Origin of the sequence: Marinobacter sediminum, from assembly GCF_023657445.1 — a bacterium.
Classification (GTDB): domain Bacteria; phylum Pseudomonadota; class Gammaproteobacteria; order Pseudomonadales; family Oleiphilaceae; genus Marinobacter; species Marinobacter sediminum_A.
Map to the genome: position 1 here is coordinate 3,372,582 of NZ_JAGTWY010000001.1, position 15,771 is coordinate 3,388,352.

At 58.4% G+C, this 15,771-nt stretch carries 15 protein-coding genes; 10 read left to right on the forward strand and 5 right to left on the reverse strand.

The genetic code is table 11. The annotated features are described in order from the left end of the window. Positions 1-8 precede the first annotated feature (8 nt). Positions 9-1,337, reverse strand: coding sequence for an MATE family efflux transporter (locus KFJ24_RS15770; protein ID WP_250832046.1), 1,329 nt, complete (start codon positions 1,335-1,337; stop codon positions 9-11). 207 nt (positions 1,338-1,544) lie between these two features. Between KFJ24_RS15770 and coxB the strand changes: the two genes are divergently transcribed. The 3 genes from coxB to KFJ24_RS15785 all read left to right on the forward strand — a co-directional run bounded on the left by coxB (position 1,545) and on the right by KFJ24_RS15785 (position 5,282). Next, the gene (gene coxB, locus KFJ24_RS15775; protein WP_250832047.1) at positions 1,545-2,669 is read left to right on the forward strand and encodes a cytochrome c oxidase subunit II; all 1,125 of its coding nucleotides are present in this window, start codon (positions 1,545-1,547) and stop codon (positions 2,667-2,669) included. Positions 2,670-2,726: 57 nt separating this feature from the next. Then, entirely contained in the window at positions 2,727-4,310 is a 1,584-nt protein-coding gene (gene ctaD, locus KFJ24_RS15780; protein ID WP_250832048.1) for a cytochrome c oxidase subunit I, read from the forward strand. A gap of 84 nt (positions 4,311-4,394) precedes the next feature. Continuing rightward, positions 4,395-5,282 carry a cytochrome c oxidase subunit 3 gene (locus KFJ24_RS15785; RefSeq protein ID WP_250832049.1) on the forward strand — a complete coding sequence of 296 codons (888 nt, stop codon included), beginning with the start codon at positions 4,395-4,397 and terminating at the stop codon, positions 5,280-5,282. Between the two features lie 10 nt (positions 5,283-5,292). On the opposite strand, the gene KFJ24_RS15790 is transcribed toward KFJ24_RS15785, so the two are convergent. Next, positions 5,293-5,496 (reverse strand): twin transmembrane helix small protein, encoded by a 204-nt coding sequence (locus KFJ24_RS15790; RefSeq protein WP_250832050.1) that lies wholly within the window; start codon positions 5,494-5,496, stop codon positions 5,293-5,295. Positions 5,497-5,575: 79 nt separating this feature from the next. Between KFJ24_RS15790 and KFJ24_RS15795 the strand changes: the two genes are divergently transcribed. The 6 genes from KFJ24_RS15795 to hrpB all read left to right on the forward strand — a co-directional run bounded on the left by KFJ24_RS15795 (position 5,576) and on the right by hrpB (position 12,284). Beyond that, a complete protein-coding gene (locus KFJ24_RS15795; RefSeq protein WP_250832051.1) occupies positions 5,576-6,313 on the forward strand; it encodes an SURF1 family protein in 738 nt (245 codons plus the stop codon). Further along, positions 6,294-6,938 (forward strand): hypothetical protein, encoded by a 645-nt coding sequence (locus KFJ24_RS15800; RefSeq protein ID WP_250832052.1) that lies wholly within the window; start codon positions 6,294-6,296, stop codon positions 6,936-6,938. The genes KFJ24_RS15795 and KFJ24_RS15800 overlap by 20 nt, the downstream gene beginning before the upstream one ends. Positions 6,939-7,002: 64 nt before the next feature. Beyond that, positions 7,003-8,058: a COX15/CtaA family protein gene (locus KFJ24_RS15805; RefSeq protein WP_250832053.1), complete on the forward strand. Its 1,056-nt coding sequence runs from the start codon at positions 7,003-7,005 to the stop codon at positions 8,056-8,058. Continuing rightward, positions 8,055-8,975, forward strand: coding sequence for a heme o synthase (gene cyoE, locus KFJ24_RS15810; protein WP_250832054.1), 921 nt, complete (start codon positions 8,055-8,057; stop codon positions 8,973-8,975). Before KFJ24_RS15805 ends, cyoE begins: the two co-directional genes overlap by 4 nt. A gap of 133 nt (positions 8,976-9,108) precedes the next feature. After that, positions 9,109-9,774, forward strand: a complete 666-nt coding sequence (locus tag KFJ24_RS15815; RefSeq protein ID WP_250832055.1) for an SCO family protein — start codon at positions 9,109-9,111, stop codon at positions 9,772-9,774. Between the two features lie 23 nt (positions 9,775-9,797). Next, positions 9,798-12,284, forward strand: coding sequence for an ATP-dependent helicase HrpB (hrpB, locus tag KFJ24_RS15820; RefSeq protein ID WP_250832056.1), 2,487 nt, complete (start codon positions 9,798-9,800; stop codon positions 12,282-12,284). Here hrpB and KFJ24_RS15825 read toward each other — a convergent pair. Next, the gene (locus KFJ24_RS15825) at positions 12,238-13,092 is read right to left on the reverse strand and encodes a translation initiation factor eIF-2B (RefSeq protein ID WP_250832057.1); all 855 of its coding nucleotides are present in this window, start codon (positions 13,090-13,092) and stop codon (positions 12,238-12,240) included. The two genes, hrpB and KFJ24_RS15825, sit on opposite strands and share 47 nt — an antisense overlap. Before the next feature lie 160 nt (positions 13,093-13,252). Between KFJ24_RS15825 and KFJ24_RS15830 the strand changes: the two genes are divergently transcribed. Beyond that, positions 13,253-14,071 (forward strand): ATP-grasp domain-containing protein, encoded by an 819-nt coding sequence (locus KFJ24_RS15830; protein ID WP_250832058.1) that lies wholly within the window; start codon positions 13,253-13,255, stop codon positions 14,069-14,071. A gap of 89 nt (positions 14,072-14,160) precedes the next feature. Here KFJ24_RS15830 and KFJ24_RS15835 read toward each other — a convergent pair whose 3' ends face one another. Then, on the reverse strand, positions 14,161-15,363 hold the full coding sequence (locus KFJ24_RS15835; protein ID WP_250832059.1) for an MFS transporter: 1,203 nt from the start codon (positions 15,361-15,363) through the stop codon (positions 14,161-14,163). Positions 15,364-15,372: 9 nt separating this feature from the next. Beyond that, positions 15,373-15,768 (reverse strand): ectoine synthase, encoded by a 396-nt coding sequence (locus tag KFJ24_RS15840; protein ID WP_138439788.1) that lies wholly within the window; start codon positions 15,766-15,768, stop codon positions 15,373-15,375. Between the last annotated feature and the right edge of the window lie 3 nt (positions 15,769-15,771).

A 15,771-nucleotide genomic window follows, 5' to 3' on the forward strand; every position in this document is an offset into this window, starting at 1 on the left:
AACAGGTGTCAACGCGCCTGGAACCAGCGCCCGTGGCGGGTGTGAATCCAGCATAGCCAGCCCATGCTGATGGCGCGCGCCAGCATGAGACAGATGAGCGAGAACCACAGGCCGTGATTACCCCAGCCGGTGGTGAGCCACCATACCGGCAGGAATACGCCCAGGGCTGAGAGCAGCATGGTGTTCTGCATCTCGCGGGTTCGGGTGGCTCCAATAAAGACACCGTCCAGCAGATATCCCCAGACGGAGGCAAATGGCAGCAGCCAGAGCCAGGGCAGGTACTGCCAGGCTGTGGAGCGGACTTCTTCGATACCGGTCAGAAGGGCAATTAGGGATCGACCACCAAATACAAAAATGACGGTCAGTAACAGCGCGCCCCAGAGCGACCAGCGCATTGCGCTACGGAAAACCACCTTGAACTGCCGTCGGCTGTCCTTGCCAACTGCTTCGCCGATCAGGGCTTCCGCCGCATTGGCAAAGCCGTCCAGGGCGTTGGAAATAAGCAGCAGAAAAGTAATCAGTACGGCATTCGCTGCCAGGATGGTATCGCCCTGCCGTGCTCCCTGTGCGGTGAAGAATGCCAGCACCAGCAGCAGGGCTATGGTGCGAACCATGATATACCGGTTCACCCTGAGGATTTTCAGGTAGTCGGCCAGTTCACCAAACAGGGCGCGAGTCAGCCTCTGGCTCTCGGGCATGCGGGAAAGCACGATGGCGAAGCCAATGCCGGCAGCGCCGTACTCCGCGATCACCGTGGCAATGGCGACGCCCTTGCTGTTCCAGCCCAGTCCGGTAACAAACAGAACATCCAGGACAATGTTCAGCCCGTTGGCAACAATCAGCATGATCATTGGCCCGCGCGGAAACTGGGTGCCAATCAGCCAGCCCACCAGAGTGTACTGGCACAGCACCGCCGGTGCGCTCCAGATCCGGATGGCCGCGTATTCTGCGGCAAGACCGGTGACATCCGGGCTGGGGTCCATCAACGCCAGTCCAAGTCTGATCAGGGGTTGATGAAACAGGATAAGCAGCAGTCCGATACCCACCGCCAGCATCACCGAACGCAGCAGCAGGGCGACCTGCCCGAAGCTGTCGCGTTTGCCCCAGGCCTGGGCCGCCAGACCGGTAGTGCCCATGCGCATGAACCCGAAGGTCCAGTACAGGATGCTGAACAGGTTGGCGCCGACGGCTACGGCACCCAGGTATTCGGGGCTTTCCAGGTGGCCAAGAACCGCCGTGTCCACCAGTCCCAGAAGGGGGACAGTGAGGTTCGTCAGCATCAGTGGCCAGGCGAGGGTCCACAGTCGCCGGTCTGTGACGGACAGTTGGCGCGCCATATTCGATTTGATTCTTAAAATCTCATGCTTAGTATTTTTGGATTTAGGCGTTTGTTTAGTCTTTTCTTAATCCGTGTCTATACTCGACGTTGAGTTATCCGTAAGCAGGCTTCTACCCTGACTTGTGACGCTGAATGCGAGCGGCGTCAAGAGAAACAGGGGGATGACGCAAAATCCGACAAGAATAACACTCTGTGGAGACACAGTATGCGCGTGCACGCTCAGCGGGCAGGTGCCCTTTTAGGCGGACTTATGTTCCCAGCCTGGTCCATGGCGGACTGGACGTTGAACATGACCCCGGGGGTAACCGGCACCAGTAACGAGATATTTAGCCTTCATATGATCATTCTCTGGATCTGCGTCGCCATTGGTGTCGTGGTATTCGGGGTTATGTTCTGGTCCATTTTCGCCCACCGAAAGTCTCCGGACCGCGAGCCGGCGAATTTTCACGAAAATACCCTGGTGGAAATTCTCTGGACCATCATACCGTTTGTCATCCTTGTCATCATGGCCATTCCCGCCACGGCAACTCTGGTGGATATGTACGACACCTCGGAATCCGAGGTGGATATCAAGGTGACCGGCTATCAATGGAAGTGGCAATACGAGTATATCGACGAGGACTTCGGTTACTTCAGCAACCTGTCGACTCCCCCCGATCAGATCAACAATCTTCAGGACAAGGGAGAGAATTATCTGCTGGAGGTCGACAATCCGTTGGTCATCCCGGTCGGCAAGAAGGTGCGCCTCCTGCTGACGGCCAATGATGTCATTCACTCCTGGTGGGTGCCGGACTTTGGCATCAAGAAAGACGCAATCCCGGGCTTTATCAATGAAGCCTGGACCAGGGTGGATGAGCCCGGCATTTACCGCGGACAGTGCACCGAGTTGTGCGGTAAAAACCATGGCTTCATGCCGGTTGTTGTGAAGGCCGTGCCGGAGGAGGAATACAACACCTGGGTGGCTGAGCAGAAGGCGGCAGCGCAGAAAGAGCGTGAGCTCACCCAGAAGGACTGGACCATGGCCGAATTGATGGAGCGGGGTGAGAAAGCCTACCAGACAGCGTGCGCGGCTTGTCACCAGGCTGACGGTAGCGGTGCACCACCCGCATTTCCGGCGCTCAAGGGCAGCCAGATTGCCATCGAAGACATGGCCGCTCATATCGACATTGTCGTGAACGGAAAATCCGGTACGGCAATGCAGGCATTTGGCAACCAGTTGAGCGAGGTGGATCTGGCCGCGGTGATTACCTACGAGCGTAATGCCTGGGGTAATAACACCGGCGAGATGGTTACGCCCAAAGAAATCTTTGATTACAAGAACCAGCAGTGATCAACGCCAGATAACAGATATCACCAGCCACAATAAATGGCGGTAACGGGGGTTTTCATGAGTGCGGTTGCAGGTACCCACGCCCAGGATCATCATCACGGCCCGGCTAAAGGCTTTAGCCGCTGGCTGTTGACCACTAACCACAAAGATATAGGTACCATGTACCTGATCTTCAGCTTTGCCATGTTCCTGCTGGGCGGAACAATGGCTATGGTCATTCGTGCCGAACTGTTCCAGCCCGGTTTGCAGATCGTGCAGCCGGAGTTTTTCAACCAGATGACCACCATGCACGGCTTGATCATGGTGTTTGGTGCGGTCATGCCGGCCTTCGTGGGTCTGGCTAACTGGATGCTGCCACTGATGATCGGCGCGCCGGACATGGCGTTGCCGCGGATGAACAACTGGAGTTTCTGGTTGTTGCCCTGTGCCTTCCTGATCCTGGTCTCCACGCTGTTCATGGAGGGTGGCGCACCGAACTTTGGCTGGACCTTCTACGCGCCCCTGTCGACGACCTACGGGCCGCCCAGCACTACCTTCTTTATCTTTGCGGTTCATATCATGGGTATCTCGTCCATCATGGGCGCGATCAACGTGATTGCCACTATCCTGAACCTGCGTGCGCCGGGCATGACCCTTATGAAGATGCCGCTGTTCGTCTGGACCTGGCTGATCACTGCGTTCCTGTTGATTGCCGTAATGCCAGTCCTGGCCGGCGTGGTCACCATGATGCTGATGGACATCAACTTCGGTACCAGCTTCTTCGACGCCTCCGGTGGCGGTGACCCGGTGCTGTTCCAGCATGTGTTCTGGTTCTTCGGGCATCCGGAGGTCTATATCATGATCCTGCCGGCGTTCGGGGCGGTATCGCACATTATTCCGGCGTTCTCCCGCAAGCCATTGTTCGGCTATGCCTCCATGGTTTACGCCGTGGGTGCCATTGCGCTGCTGTCCTTCGTGGTCTGGGCCCACCACATGTTTACCGTCGGAATTCCCATCGCCGGCCAGTTGTTCTTCATGTATGCCACCATGCTGATCGCGGTGCCTACCGGGGTGAAAGTGTTTAACTGGGTTGCGACCATGTTCCGGGGCTCTCTTACCTTCGAGGCGCCCATGCTGTTTGCGGTGGCTTTCGTGATCCTGTTTACCATTGGCGGCTTCTCGGGCCTGATGCTGGCCATTGCCCCGGCGGACTTCCAGTACCATGACACATACTTTGTAGTCGCCCACTTCCACTATGTGCTGGTGCCGGGTGCGATCTTCGGTATCTTTGCCTCCGCTTACTTCTGGCTACCCAAGTGGACTGGTCACATGTACGACGAAACCATGGCCAAGACTCATTTCTGGCTGTCGTTTGTCGGCATGAACCTCGCTTTCTTCCCCATGCACTTCCTGGGCCTGGCGGGTATGCCGCGCCGGATTCCGGATTACGCCCTGCAATTTGCTGACTTCAACATGATCTCCAGTATCGGTGCCTTCATGTTCGGCGCAACCCAGCTGCTGTTCCTGTTAATTGTGGTGAAGTGCGTGAAGGGTGGTAAAGAGGCAGCCGCGAAGCCCTGGGATGGGGCAGAAGGCCTGGAATGGACGGTACCGTCGCCTGCGCCTTATCACACTTTTGCAACACCACCTGAGGTGAAGTAACGGAGACAGTCAAGCCGAAAACGTTTATGAACGCGCGGGCTGATACAACAACAAATGAAAACGGCTAAGCCATCGGAGATTGTCATGGCGGATAACCAGACCTACTACGTTCCGGAACAGAGCAAATGGCCCATCATTGCCACGGTGGGCCTCGGTGTCACCCTGTACGGGGTGGCATCGATCATGGTGAACAGCAATCAGGGGGAGAGTACGACTGGCTCCTGGTTTATGTTCCTCATTGGCGCTCTGATTATGGCCTACATGCTGTTCGGCTGGTTCGGCAACGTCATCAGGGAAGGCCGTGACGGTCTCTACAGTCCGCAAATGGACCGGTCATTCCGTTGGGGGATGAGCTGGTTCATTTTTTCGGAGGTAATGTTCTTTGCGGCGTTCTTCGGAGCGCTGTTTTATGTTCGGGTTTTTGCCGTTCCCTGGCTGGGTGGCGAGGGTGACAGGGGCAGTTCTGCCATGCTCTGGGATGGTTTTCGTTCCACCTGGCCCCTGATCAACAACCCGAGCCCGGAAGCCTACCCCGGGCCCAAAGAGGTCATCAGTGCCTGGGGCCTGCCGTTAATGAACACCATCCTTCTGGTAACTTCCTCGCTCACCATTACCGTGGCTCACCACGCATTGAAGGCGGGCAACCGGGCGAAAACCAAGCTCTGGCTAGGCGCTACGATCGCGCTGGCGGTTGTGTTCGTGTTTGTTCAGGGCTACGAGTATATGCATGCCTACCAGGACCTGAGTCTGACGCTCCAGTCTGGCATCTATGGCAGCACGTTCTTCATGCTGACCGGTTTCCATGGTGCTCACGTTATTCTCGGTACCCTGATGCTCATTATCATGTTTATCCGCATTCAGAAGGGTCACTTTACCGCAGATAATCATTTCGGCTTTGAGGCAGCCTCCTGGTATTGGCACTTTGTGGATGTGGTCTGGCTGGGATTGTTCGTCTTCGTATATATTATTTAAGCGGGTGGCCTCAGGGAGTCGGATTCATCGTCAGGCTCCCTTGCCAGAGTGCAATCAGAATAACTGCCAGGAGAAGTATGCTCAGGGTGACCCGCACCGCCAGTGAGTTCACAACCCGATTGGTTTTGCCGCCATCTTTGATGAGAAAAAACAGACCACTGAAAAGGCTGACCACCACGGCAAGCATTAACACGACGATTACGGCTTTGAGCATGGTATTTCCTGTTTTTATAAGACTGGTTTATGAGGGTAGCCGATTTTCCGGGCAACCCCAGAGGTCACTATAGCAGAGCATGTCTGATCCGCAGGGCAAAGCTCGTCAGTGGCAGTTCGACTGGAAGTTGCTGGTGTTCGCCGGCGTGTTTCTGCCGCTACTGATTGGCCTCGGTTTGTGGCAGCTCGACCGGGCTGGTCAAAAACAGCAGATGCTGGACCAGTGGCAGCAGGATGCGGCGGTTCTGGCGTGGCCGGAGCTTGCGGCTCAGGGTTTGGATTCAGGCCGGCCGATGACCCTGACTGGAATGTACGGCGACCACAGCTGGTTACTGGACAACCGAACACGGGACGGCATACCGGGCTATGAAGTGCTGACAGCATTCCATCCGCTGGAAGGGCCACCGGTCTTGGTGAACCGGGGCTGGATTCAGGCCCCGAGGACCCGGGAACAGCTGCCTGTTTTCGATACGCCTGAAGGGATTTTCAGCCTTGCCGGGCGCCTGAGCGACTACCCTCAACCACCCGTGTTAGGCGAGCAGCCAATGGCGAAGCATGGCTGGCCCCGCCGGGTGCAGAGCCTGCCTCGGGAAGTCGCTCTAAAGGAAATACCGGGCTTGCCAGACTCCGTGGTAAGGTTGGCTGACAGCGATCAGCCGGGCGCTTTGCGCGCCGACTGGACGCCGGACCTGATGGGGCCGCAAACTCATTATGGATATGCCGCTCAGTGGTTTGCGCTTGCTTTAGCCCTGACTATATTGACGGTAGTGGCGAGTTACCGAAAGACAGGAGCCAATAATGACAATGACAATGGCTAACCGGATACCTGATGATAGTGAAAGCCCCACCCCGGAACAGGTGAGGAGAGGACGGCGTACGGCATTGCTGCTTTTTGCCGTCGGTTTTGGACCGATGCTCTTTGCCACTATCATGTTCTATACCGGCTGGTTGAACCCTGCCGGCCATACCAACAATGGCACCCTGGTCCAGCCGGTGGTTCCGGTTCAGACCCTCAACCTTGAAACTGCCTCGGGTAAACCTCTGGAACAGCGTTTTGGCCTGGACAAGGCGGATCCTCAGTGGATGCTGATGGTTGTTTCCGGTCATTGCGATAGCAAGTGCGAGGAGCTGCTGTATCTCGCGCGGCAGGTCAACATTGCTCTTGGCAAGAATGCCAGCCGCGTTTCCCGCGCGGCTGTGCTCGGGAGTATACCTGCGGATCTCGCCGGCCGGTGGCAACAGGAATACAGCCTGATGGAGCGGCTGTCACCAGCCACGGGCACGACACCCGCCTGGCCTGCCGGCGTCAACCCTGCCAGAGAGCCCAGAATTCTGCTGGTGGATCCGATGGGCAACCTGATGATGCACTACGGTTCTGGCAATACCGGCAAGGAATTGCTGAAGGATCTGAAACACCTGCTGAAAATTTCCCAGCTTGGGTGATGAATGGCTCGGAGGGTAGGCCTTGAATCCGCATTTTTCTGAACCATCTCCCCAGGCTCGCCGCATGGCGAAGTGGGCCCTCATCGCGACACTTCTGGCGGTTGTGGTGATTATGCTCGGCGCGTGGACACGACTCGTGCACGCAGGTCTGGGCTGCCCGGACTGGCCCGGGTGTTATGGTTTTCTGACCGTACCCCAGAGCGACGCTCATATTGCAATCGCCAACGCCCGCTTCCCGGAAACTCCGGTAGATGTCACAAAGGGCTGGCCGGAGATGATCCACCGGTATGCCGCTGGCACCCTTGGGCTGATTGTATTCGGGCTGGCAGCTTATGCCGTTCGCCACCGTAAGACCGGAGTGCCGGTAAAACTGCCTCTCTTCATTGCCGGCTTCATAATCCTGCAGGGAGCCTTCGGCATGTGGACGGTTACCCTCAAACTCTGGCCACAGGTCGTGGCCATGCATTTGATGGGCGGTTTTACCACGCTCAGCCTGCTGACCCTCCTGACCCTGCGGCTGAGAAGTCGGGCGAGGGAACCGGAACGAAAGCCCTCTGGCAATGCCCTGGCGGCATTCCGCCCATGGCTGTATGGCGGTTTGTTTCTGGTGGTACTGCAAATAGCTCTGGGCGCCTGGACGGCCGCCAATTATGCGGCCGTAGCCTGCACAGACCTGCCCACCTGCCAGGGCCAGTGGTGGCCCCAGGGGATGGACTTTCAACACGGCTTCGATGTGACCCAGCATGTTGGCCCCAACTACCTCGGCGGCCAGCTTACCGCTGACGGCCGGGTCGCTATCCATGTAACCCACAGACTTGGCGCCATGATTGTGCTTGGCTACTTTGCCATCCTGTTAGCCTTGATGTGGCGGCGCCGGGAGGCCTCCGGTCTTGCCAGACCGGTCGCAATTGTTGCCGTGGTACTTTGCGCCCAGATAGCTCTGGGGCTGGCTAATGTCATACTTCACATTCCGATCTCCATTGCAGTAGCCCACAACGCCATGGGCGCCGGGTTGCTGCTTTCCGTCATTCACCTTGTCTGGCAACACCACCGATTGCCCCAGGCACACATTGCGATATCACCACACACAACAAGAATTAAAGGAGAGGTTACGGCATGAGTGAGCGAGTGGAAGTACTGCCGGCCCAGACACCTGCAAGCGATTCCAGCACGTCCATTTCATGGCGTGACTACCTGGAGCTGACCAAGCCCCGGGTGGTTGCGTTGATGATCCTGACATCGGTGATCGGCATGTTGCTGGCGGCACCGGGTGTGCCCGGCTGGGAGGTTTTGCTCTATGGCAATCTGGGCATTGCCTTATTGGCCGGCGCGGCAGCAGTGGTCAATCATGTGGTGGACCAGAAAATTGATACTGTGATGGCCCGCACCCGCAAGCGTCCCGTCGCCACCGGTAAGATCTCACCGCCTGACGCCATCCTGTTCGCAACCATCCTTGCCTGCATCGGGATGGTGGTATTGATGTGGCAGGTAAACCACCTGACCGCCTGGCTGACCCTTGCGTCCCTTGTTGGCTACGCGGGCGTTTATACCCTGTTCCTGAAACGTGCTACGCCCCAGAACATCACGATCGGTGGTCTGGCCGGTGCCATGCCACCGCTGCTCGGCTGGACGGCCGTCACCGGGCAGGTGGAAGGTCATGCCCTGTTGCTGGTGCTGATCATTTTCGCATGGACCCCGCCGCATTTCTGGGCCCTGGCCATCCACCGCAAGGAAGAGTACGCCAAGGCCGGCATCCCGATGCTTCCGGTCACTCATGGCAACAAGTACACTGAACTTCACATCCTGCTTTACACATTCATGTTGCTCGCCGTCAGCCTGCTACCGTTTGTCACAGGGATGTCCGGTGGTATCTACCTGATCGGCGCCCTCGCCCTTGGCTTGCGCTTCCTCCAGTACGCGATTCGTCTGCTCAAGGGAGATGACCGCCGGGTTGCACTGAATACCTTCAAGTATTCCATTACTTACCTGATGGCATTGTTTGTGGTATTGCTAGTGGACCATTTTGTATTCTTCTGAAGCAGATACCGTGCATACGCACGCGGGAATGGCTTTCCGAAACACGCTGTGAACAGGTCCGTGTACACCCGGATCCGCACGGTTACGGAAAACCCTTCCCGCCTGCTTTTCTGACCACTGTACTGGGACCCTGATGAACAGCTCGATTCGCCTGACACTTTTCCTGTTATTGCTATTGGTGATTCTGATTTTCGGACTGGTGATTGGGCGACAGGTGTATATCGTTGGCGGGCAAGAGCCAGAGCCGGCGCCGGAACTGGCAGACCTGAATACCTACGTGTACGACCAACCCCGTGAGTTGGTGGAGTTCACCCTGACCAATGAAAAGGGTGAAACGGTTACGCGGGAAAGCCTCAGAGGGCGCTGGACCTTCGCGTTTGTCGGCTATACCAATTGTCCTGACATCTGCCCGGCAGCCATGGCCAATTTGCGCCGCACCGATCAACTCATTTCCAACGAACTGCCGCAACCGGATTACCTGCTGGTGAGTGCTGATCCAGAGCATGACACTCCCGAAAAGCTGAAGGCTTATATGGGATTCTTCGGTGAGAACTTCCACGGCCTCACCGGCGACCTGGAAACCCTTCGTGCGCTCGCCAAAAGCCTGAGTGCGGTATTCGTTCACCGAGAAGTTGATGGTGAGTTGCTGGTCGATCACAGCGGCCACTTTGCGCTGCTCAATCCCGATGGCAAACTGGCCGCCCTTATCCAGCCGCCTCATAACCCGGAAGCGTTGGCTGAAGCCTTTGAGCGGATCTACGAGTGGGCGCGGGGTAACCGCTTGAAAGCTGAATCCTGACCCAGCAGGCCAAAACCCAAAGAATGCTTCCAATAGACCATATCCTTCCAGAGCTAAAACAAACCCTGGAACAAACCACTACGGTACTTCTGCAGGCGCCCCCGGGTGCCGGTAAGACCACCCGGGTTCCGCTGGCTCTGCTGGATGCCGCCTGGCGGGAGAACCGGAAGATCCTGATGCTGGAACCGAGACGGCTGGCGGCCCGCTCGGCCGCGCGCTTTATGGCGAAACAGCTGGGAGAACGAACGGGACAAACGGTGGGATATCGGACACGGCTGGACACCAAAGTGTCCGGAGCCACACGGATTGAGGTGGTGACCGAGGGCATTCTTACACGGTTGATTCAGGCCGATCCCATGCTCGAAGACTACGCTGCGGTCCTGTTTGATGAATTCCACGAACGGTCACTGCAGGCAGACCTCGGACTGGCACTGGTGCGGGAATCGCAGCAGGCATTGCGGGAGGATCTGCGACTGCTGGTGATGTCGGCGACGCTGGATTCCGCACCCATAGCCCGAGTCCTGGGGGATGTACCCGTAATCAGCAGCGAGGGTCGGGCGTTTCCGGTTGACGTCTTTTATCGTCCGGCGCCCGCTCAGGCCCGAAACACCCGGATTGTGGATCGAGTGGTGACGGTCATTCATGAGGCTCTGAAGCAACAGAGTGGGTCGTTGCTGGTGTTTTTGCCGGGCGCAGGAGAGATCCGGCGGGTGGAGCAGCAGCTGCAGGGACAGGTGGCCAGTAATGTGCTGGTGACGCCTCTGTATGGCAACCTGAAATCGGACGAGCAGGATCGGGCGATTTCGCCTGCGCCGGAAGGCCAGCGCAAGGTGGTGCTGGCAACCGCCATTGCCGAGACCAGTCTGACCATCGAAGGGGTGCGGGTGGTGATCGATAGCGGTCAGCAGCGGCGGGCCGTGTTTGATGCCAACAGCGGGATGACACGGCTGGTAACCGGACGCGTGTCCAAGGCCTCGGCCGAACAGCGCAAAGGTCGGGCTGGCCGCATTGAGCCGGGTGTGTGCTATCGGTTGTGGAGCGAGTCCGAGCAGTTTGGACTGGCGGAGTTTACACCTCCGGAGATTCAGGAGGCGGATCTGGCACCTCTGGTGCTGGAGCTGGCCCAGTGGGGGGCTCGCCAACCACGGCAGGTGGTCTGGATTGATGTGCCACCGGATGCCCACTGGCGTCAGGCCGTGGCGTTGTTGCAGTGGCTGGATATGCTGGACCACGAGGGTGCGATAACCGATCACGGCAAGGCCGCGCGGGAGTTGGGGATTCATCCGCGTCTGGCCCACATGGTGTTGCGGGGGCGCGAACTGGGCCTCTCTGTTTTGGCAGCGGAGCTGGCAGCTCTACTGGGAGAGCGCGACTTGCTCGGGCCGGGCGCCGGGGCAGACATGCATGAACGCGTACGGGTGCTTCGGGGTGAGCGTGGGCACAGGGGCATGGACCCGGCCAGGATCAACTCGGTGCGTCAGGCGGCAAAACGGCTGGTTGCCGGTAACGAAACGTCTGCTCCGGTGCCGGCGGAAACCGAGGTTGGACGTTTGCTCGCACACGCCTATCCGGACCGTATCGGGCGCCGGCGTTCAGGCCAGGCGCCGCGTTACCAGCTCAGCAATGGCAAGGGCGCTACGCTTCGGGAAGACGATGCCCTGGCCCGATATGATTGGCTGGTAGCCGCAGACCTGGATGGCAAGTCCCGGGAGGCGACTATCTATCTCGCAGCACCGGTGGAGGTTCCAGACCTGGAGCAGGACCTGGCGACTCACATTTACGAAGGTGACGAAGCGGTCTGGGACGACAAGCGAGGAACGGTGATTGCCCGTCACGTCCGGAAACTCGGCGAGTTGATTCTTGAAGAGAAAGCGCTGCCGCAAGCGGACCCGGAACTGATTCAGCAGGGGCTTCTGAGCGCCGTGCGGAAAAAGGGTCTGGCCAGCCTGTCGTGGTCCGGATCGGCAACGCAGTGGTGTGCCCGTGTCAAGTTGCTGGCCAGCGCGTTCCCGGGCGAATGGCCAGATACCAGCGATGAAGCCTTGTTAGAGGGTCTCGAAAACTGGCTCGCGCCTTTCATGCCCGGCATGCGGCGCTGGTCGGACCTGGAGAAACTGAACCTGCTCCCGGCTCTGAACAGCCTTCTGGACTACCAGCAGCAACAACAGCTCGTCGTGCTTGCGCCAGTTGAGCTCACGATCCCGACTGGCCAGAAAGTCACCCTGGATTACGCCGCCGACAATGGTCCTGTTTTGGCAGCGAAACTGCAGGCCCTGTTTGGCTGGACGGAAACCCCGAGGGTGGCTGATGGCAAAGTCCCGGTGGTCATTCACCTGCTCTCACCGGCGCAACGACCGCTGGCGGTAACTGCTGATCTGGCAAGCTTCTGGCGAAACGCCTACCCGGAAGTCCGCAAGGACATGCGCGGTCAGTACCCTAAACATCCATGGCCGGAAGACCCGTTTACCGCCGAGGCTCAGCAGGGAACGAAGAAACGCCCAGCTCGCTGATCTTTCCGGTGACCAGCTTTTCCGGAATAGTTTCGAAATAGATATTGCGCGGCGTTATCCATTGTCCTGTCGGGGCCCGGAGCTCGCTTACCGGCAGTTCCTCCAGACGTACCGAATTGCAGGTAGCACGGCTGTCACGGAAGGTGTCGGCTAATACCCAGAATGGCACAGCGTATTCCTTCGCTGACAGTGCCAGCAGACGAGTGCCACTCTTGTTCACAAAATGCCCATCGGCCAGCCAGGCATCACAACCGGTGATCACCAGGTCAGCCCGGGGAGCGAAAAGTGCCATTTGGGCATCGGTGATCAGGGTGACGGGCACCTTCAGTTGATTAAGTGTGACCGCGAGCTGGTGGCCCTCCATCCCCGGACCGCTCTGGGTGCAAATCACCGAAAATGGGTACTGGTCTGCGACCAGCCGGTGAAAAAGCCTGACCAGAAGGGAACTGGCACTGTGTGTCATGATGACTGCCCCTGCCGGTATCTGGCTCATTGCGTTCTGGATTATCCGGTCACCGGCCTCCTCAAGCTCCCGGATCACCTCAAGAATGGCTGTTCGGGACGGAACCGGTGCCTCGCCCCACCGGGTTTCCAGCCGCTCAAGGGCATTGCCAATCACGACCATGCTTGGTCGCGCCTGCCTCAGTTCTGTTAACAGCGACGAAAGTGTCTCCGGATCCGGTTTGATTGCATCCAGATAGTCCGCCAGACCCTGGAGGGTCCGCAATGCCAGCTGGGTGGCACCGGATTGGTTGTCCTCCCGCAGAGTGGATATCAGAGATTTGGCTTGTTGATCGAAGTTGGCCATTTCTGGGTTTTCTTGGCGAATTTTAGTGGATGGTTTTATCAGGGTAGCAGGTGGTTTCTGGGGCAGGATCGCCGATGCGTAACAGATCCGAAAATACTTCTTGCCAGCGACCGTCGGCTGTATAAAATGCGCGCAATCTTCCACTCGTGCGGTAGCAATCATGCACCTCGTTTCATTTAATGTATTTCGTACCCTCGGATTTCCTAACACTACGGTGTTGAAACCGGACCACTTCATGAAGCACAAAGAGCTGTTGAAAGACGCAGACTGGGTTTTGTTTCCAGAGTACTGGCAGCTCAATGCCCTGGTGCATGGGCTGAAATGTCGGGTGTTTCCGAGCATCGCCAGCTACCGTATCGGCCACGACAAGGTAGAGATGACACGCGCCTTCCAGACCATTGCACCGGAGCACACGCCCTGGACCATGATTGAGGCGAACGGCGAGCAGGAGCGGGAGATGATCTGGGATGCCATGAGTTACCCGTTCGTGGCCAAGCTGCCAAAGGCCAGTATGGGCGAAGGCGTATGGCTGATTGAAACCCGTGAGGACTGGCGGCGCTACTGTGAAATTACCGATGTGCTTTACGCCCAGGAGTACCTGCCGATCAACCGGGATGTTCGTGTTGTTGTCATCGGTGACCGTGTGCTGACTGCGTACTGGCGCACCCAGGCTGACCAGGGCTTTTATAACAATATTGCCCAGGGTGGACGCATCGACACAAGTCCCGTGCCGGCGGCCGCTACCGATCTGGCTTTGCGTCTGGCGAAGGAACTCGGGGTGGATCATGCCGGTTTCGATATCGTTCTGGTTGAGGGCTATCCTTACGTGCTGGAATTCAACCGGTTGTTCGGTAACCAGGGATTGGGGCCGGACAGCGAGTTGCAGGGGGCGATCATGGATTATCTGAGACGACAGTCTGAACCCCGGGATCCGGACGGACCGACCGAGCCGACACCGCTCTGGCCTATTGCTGTTTAGCGCTGCTTTTCGTGCGCTGTCGGTTCCCGGCAGCATTACACACTACTCCACGGCTTTTCGGTCCCTTGTGTGGGATTCCTTTGCAAGGGTCAGTCTTCGGACTGGCCTTTTTTTCGTTCCAGATCCAGGGTAAAGGCCAGGGGCAGAACCAGCAGACCGTAGCCGATCATCAGTAACAGTGCGTGGCGGGCGTCGCCTGTCCAGTCGGCCAGGACCCCGCCGAGCATGGGCACGGAGAACGCGACGGTGTAGCCCACCAGAAAGGTGCCGGCGGACAGGCGGCCGGTTTCGGCGGCAGAGACCACCAGTGGTGGTATGGCCACGAGCAGGATCAGCAGCATGCCGGCGACCAGGCTCATGAGCGTCGCACTGATGATGGACCACCAACCGGTGAGTATGACCGCGCCGATGGTGCCGAGGAGGGCGATGCTGGCCAGGGTGGCGATGACGCTGCGGCGGCCGACCCAGTGGCGGGCCATTTTCAGCATGATCAGGGAGGCGAATACCTGCGCGAGGTTATACCAGAACAGGGCGTCCGGGAGTTTGTCGAACTGGCCCTGGTACTGAAGCAGGTTGCCCATGTAGGCGTTGAGGCCGAAGAACAGGGAGCCGGAAAGCCCGAGCAGCAGGCCGATTTTCAGTGTCAGCGGGTTGCTCCAGTCTGGCAGCCAGGCAACTTTCCGCACCGGTCTGGCCCGGTCCCGCTTGGGCAGGAACAGGGCTGCGGCGACCAGCAGTGCCGGTAGTGACCATGCCAGCAGCGTTGCCCGCCAGCTGTTGTCCAGCAGTGGCATGAGTATCGGCAGGGTGATGCCGGCACCGATGAACTCACCCATCAGCATGCCATTCATATAGATCGCTGAACCCAGGGCCAGGTGGTGAGGTTCCAGCCATCGCGGCAGTAATGCCGGCAGGGCCGGTTGCATCATGGAGACGCCGATACCCATGACGGCGCTGGCAATCATCAGGGTCAGGGTATCGGGGACCAGGCCGCGGGCAGCAGAACCGATTACCATGATCACCATGGCCAGGGCCAGGGTGTTGCGTGGCCCGATTCGGGCAATCGACAGGGAGCCGGGCATGGAGCCGACGGCGAGCATCAGGATGGGGAGCGTGGTCAGTGCGCCGGTCAGGGCCTGCGACAACCCCAGTTCGTCGCTGATAAAGGGGGCCAGAGGTGGGGCGACCAGGACCGGAATCCGGAGATAAACCCCGGCCAGCCAAAGCAACACCGCCACCGGCAGCAGTCGCGCTGGCGGTGGCGGTGTGTGTGCGGCCTTGAGTTCAGCCACAGGCGAAGATCAGTCTTCGCTGGTATCCGGGAGGTAAGCGCCGTCTTCGTCGTGCACTTCGCGGCCGGTGACTGGCGGGTTGAAGGAGCAGATCAGGCGCATGTCTTCGGTGCCACCGTACAAAGTGTGCTGATCGTGCTTGTCGAGCGCGTACAGGGTGCCGTCGGTGATTTCGTGGGTCTCACCGGTAGCCTTGTCCAGGATTTTGCCGTTGCCGGCAACGCAGTACACGGCTTCAAGGTGATGCTTGTACCAGAGGTTCAGCACGGCACCGGCCGGGATGATGGTCTCGTGAAATGAGAAGCCCATGCCGTCTTTTTTCAGCAGCATCCGGCGGCTGGTCCAGCCCGGACCGGTCACTTCACGTTCGGTACCGATAATGTCTTGCACTCGTACAATTTTCATCTA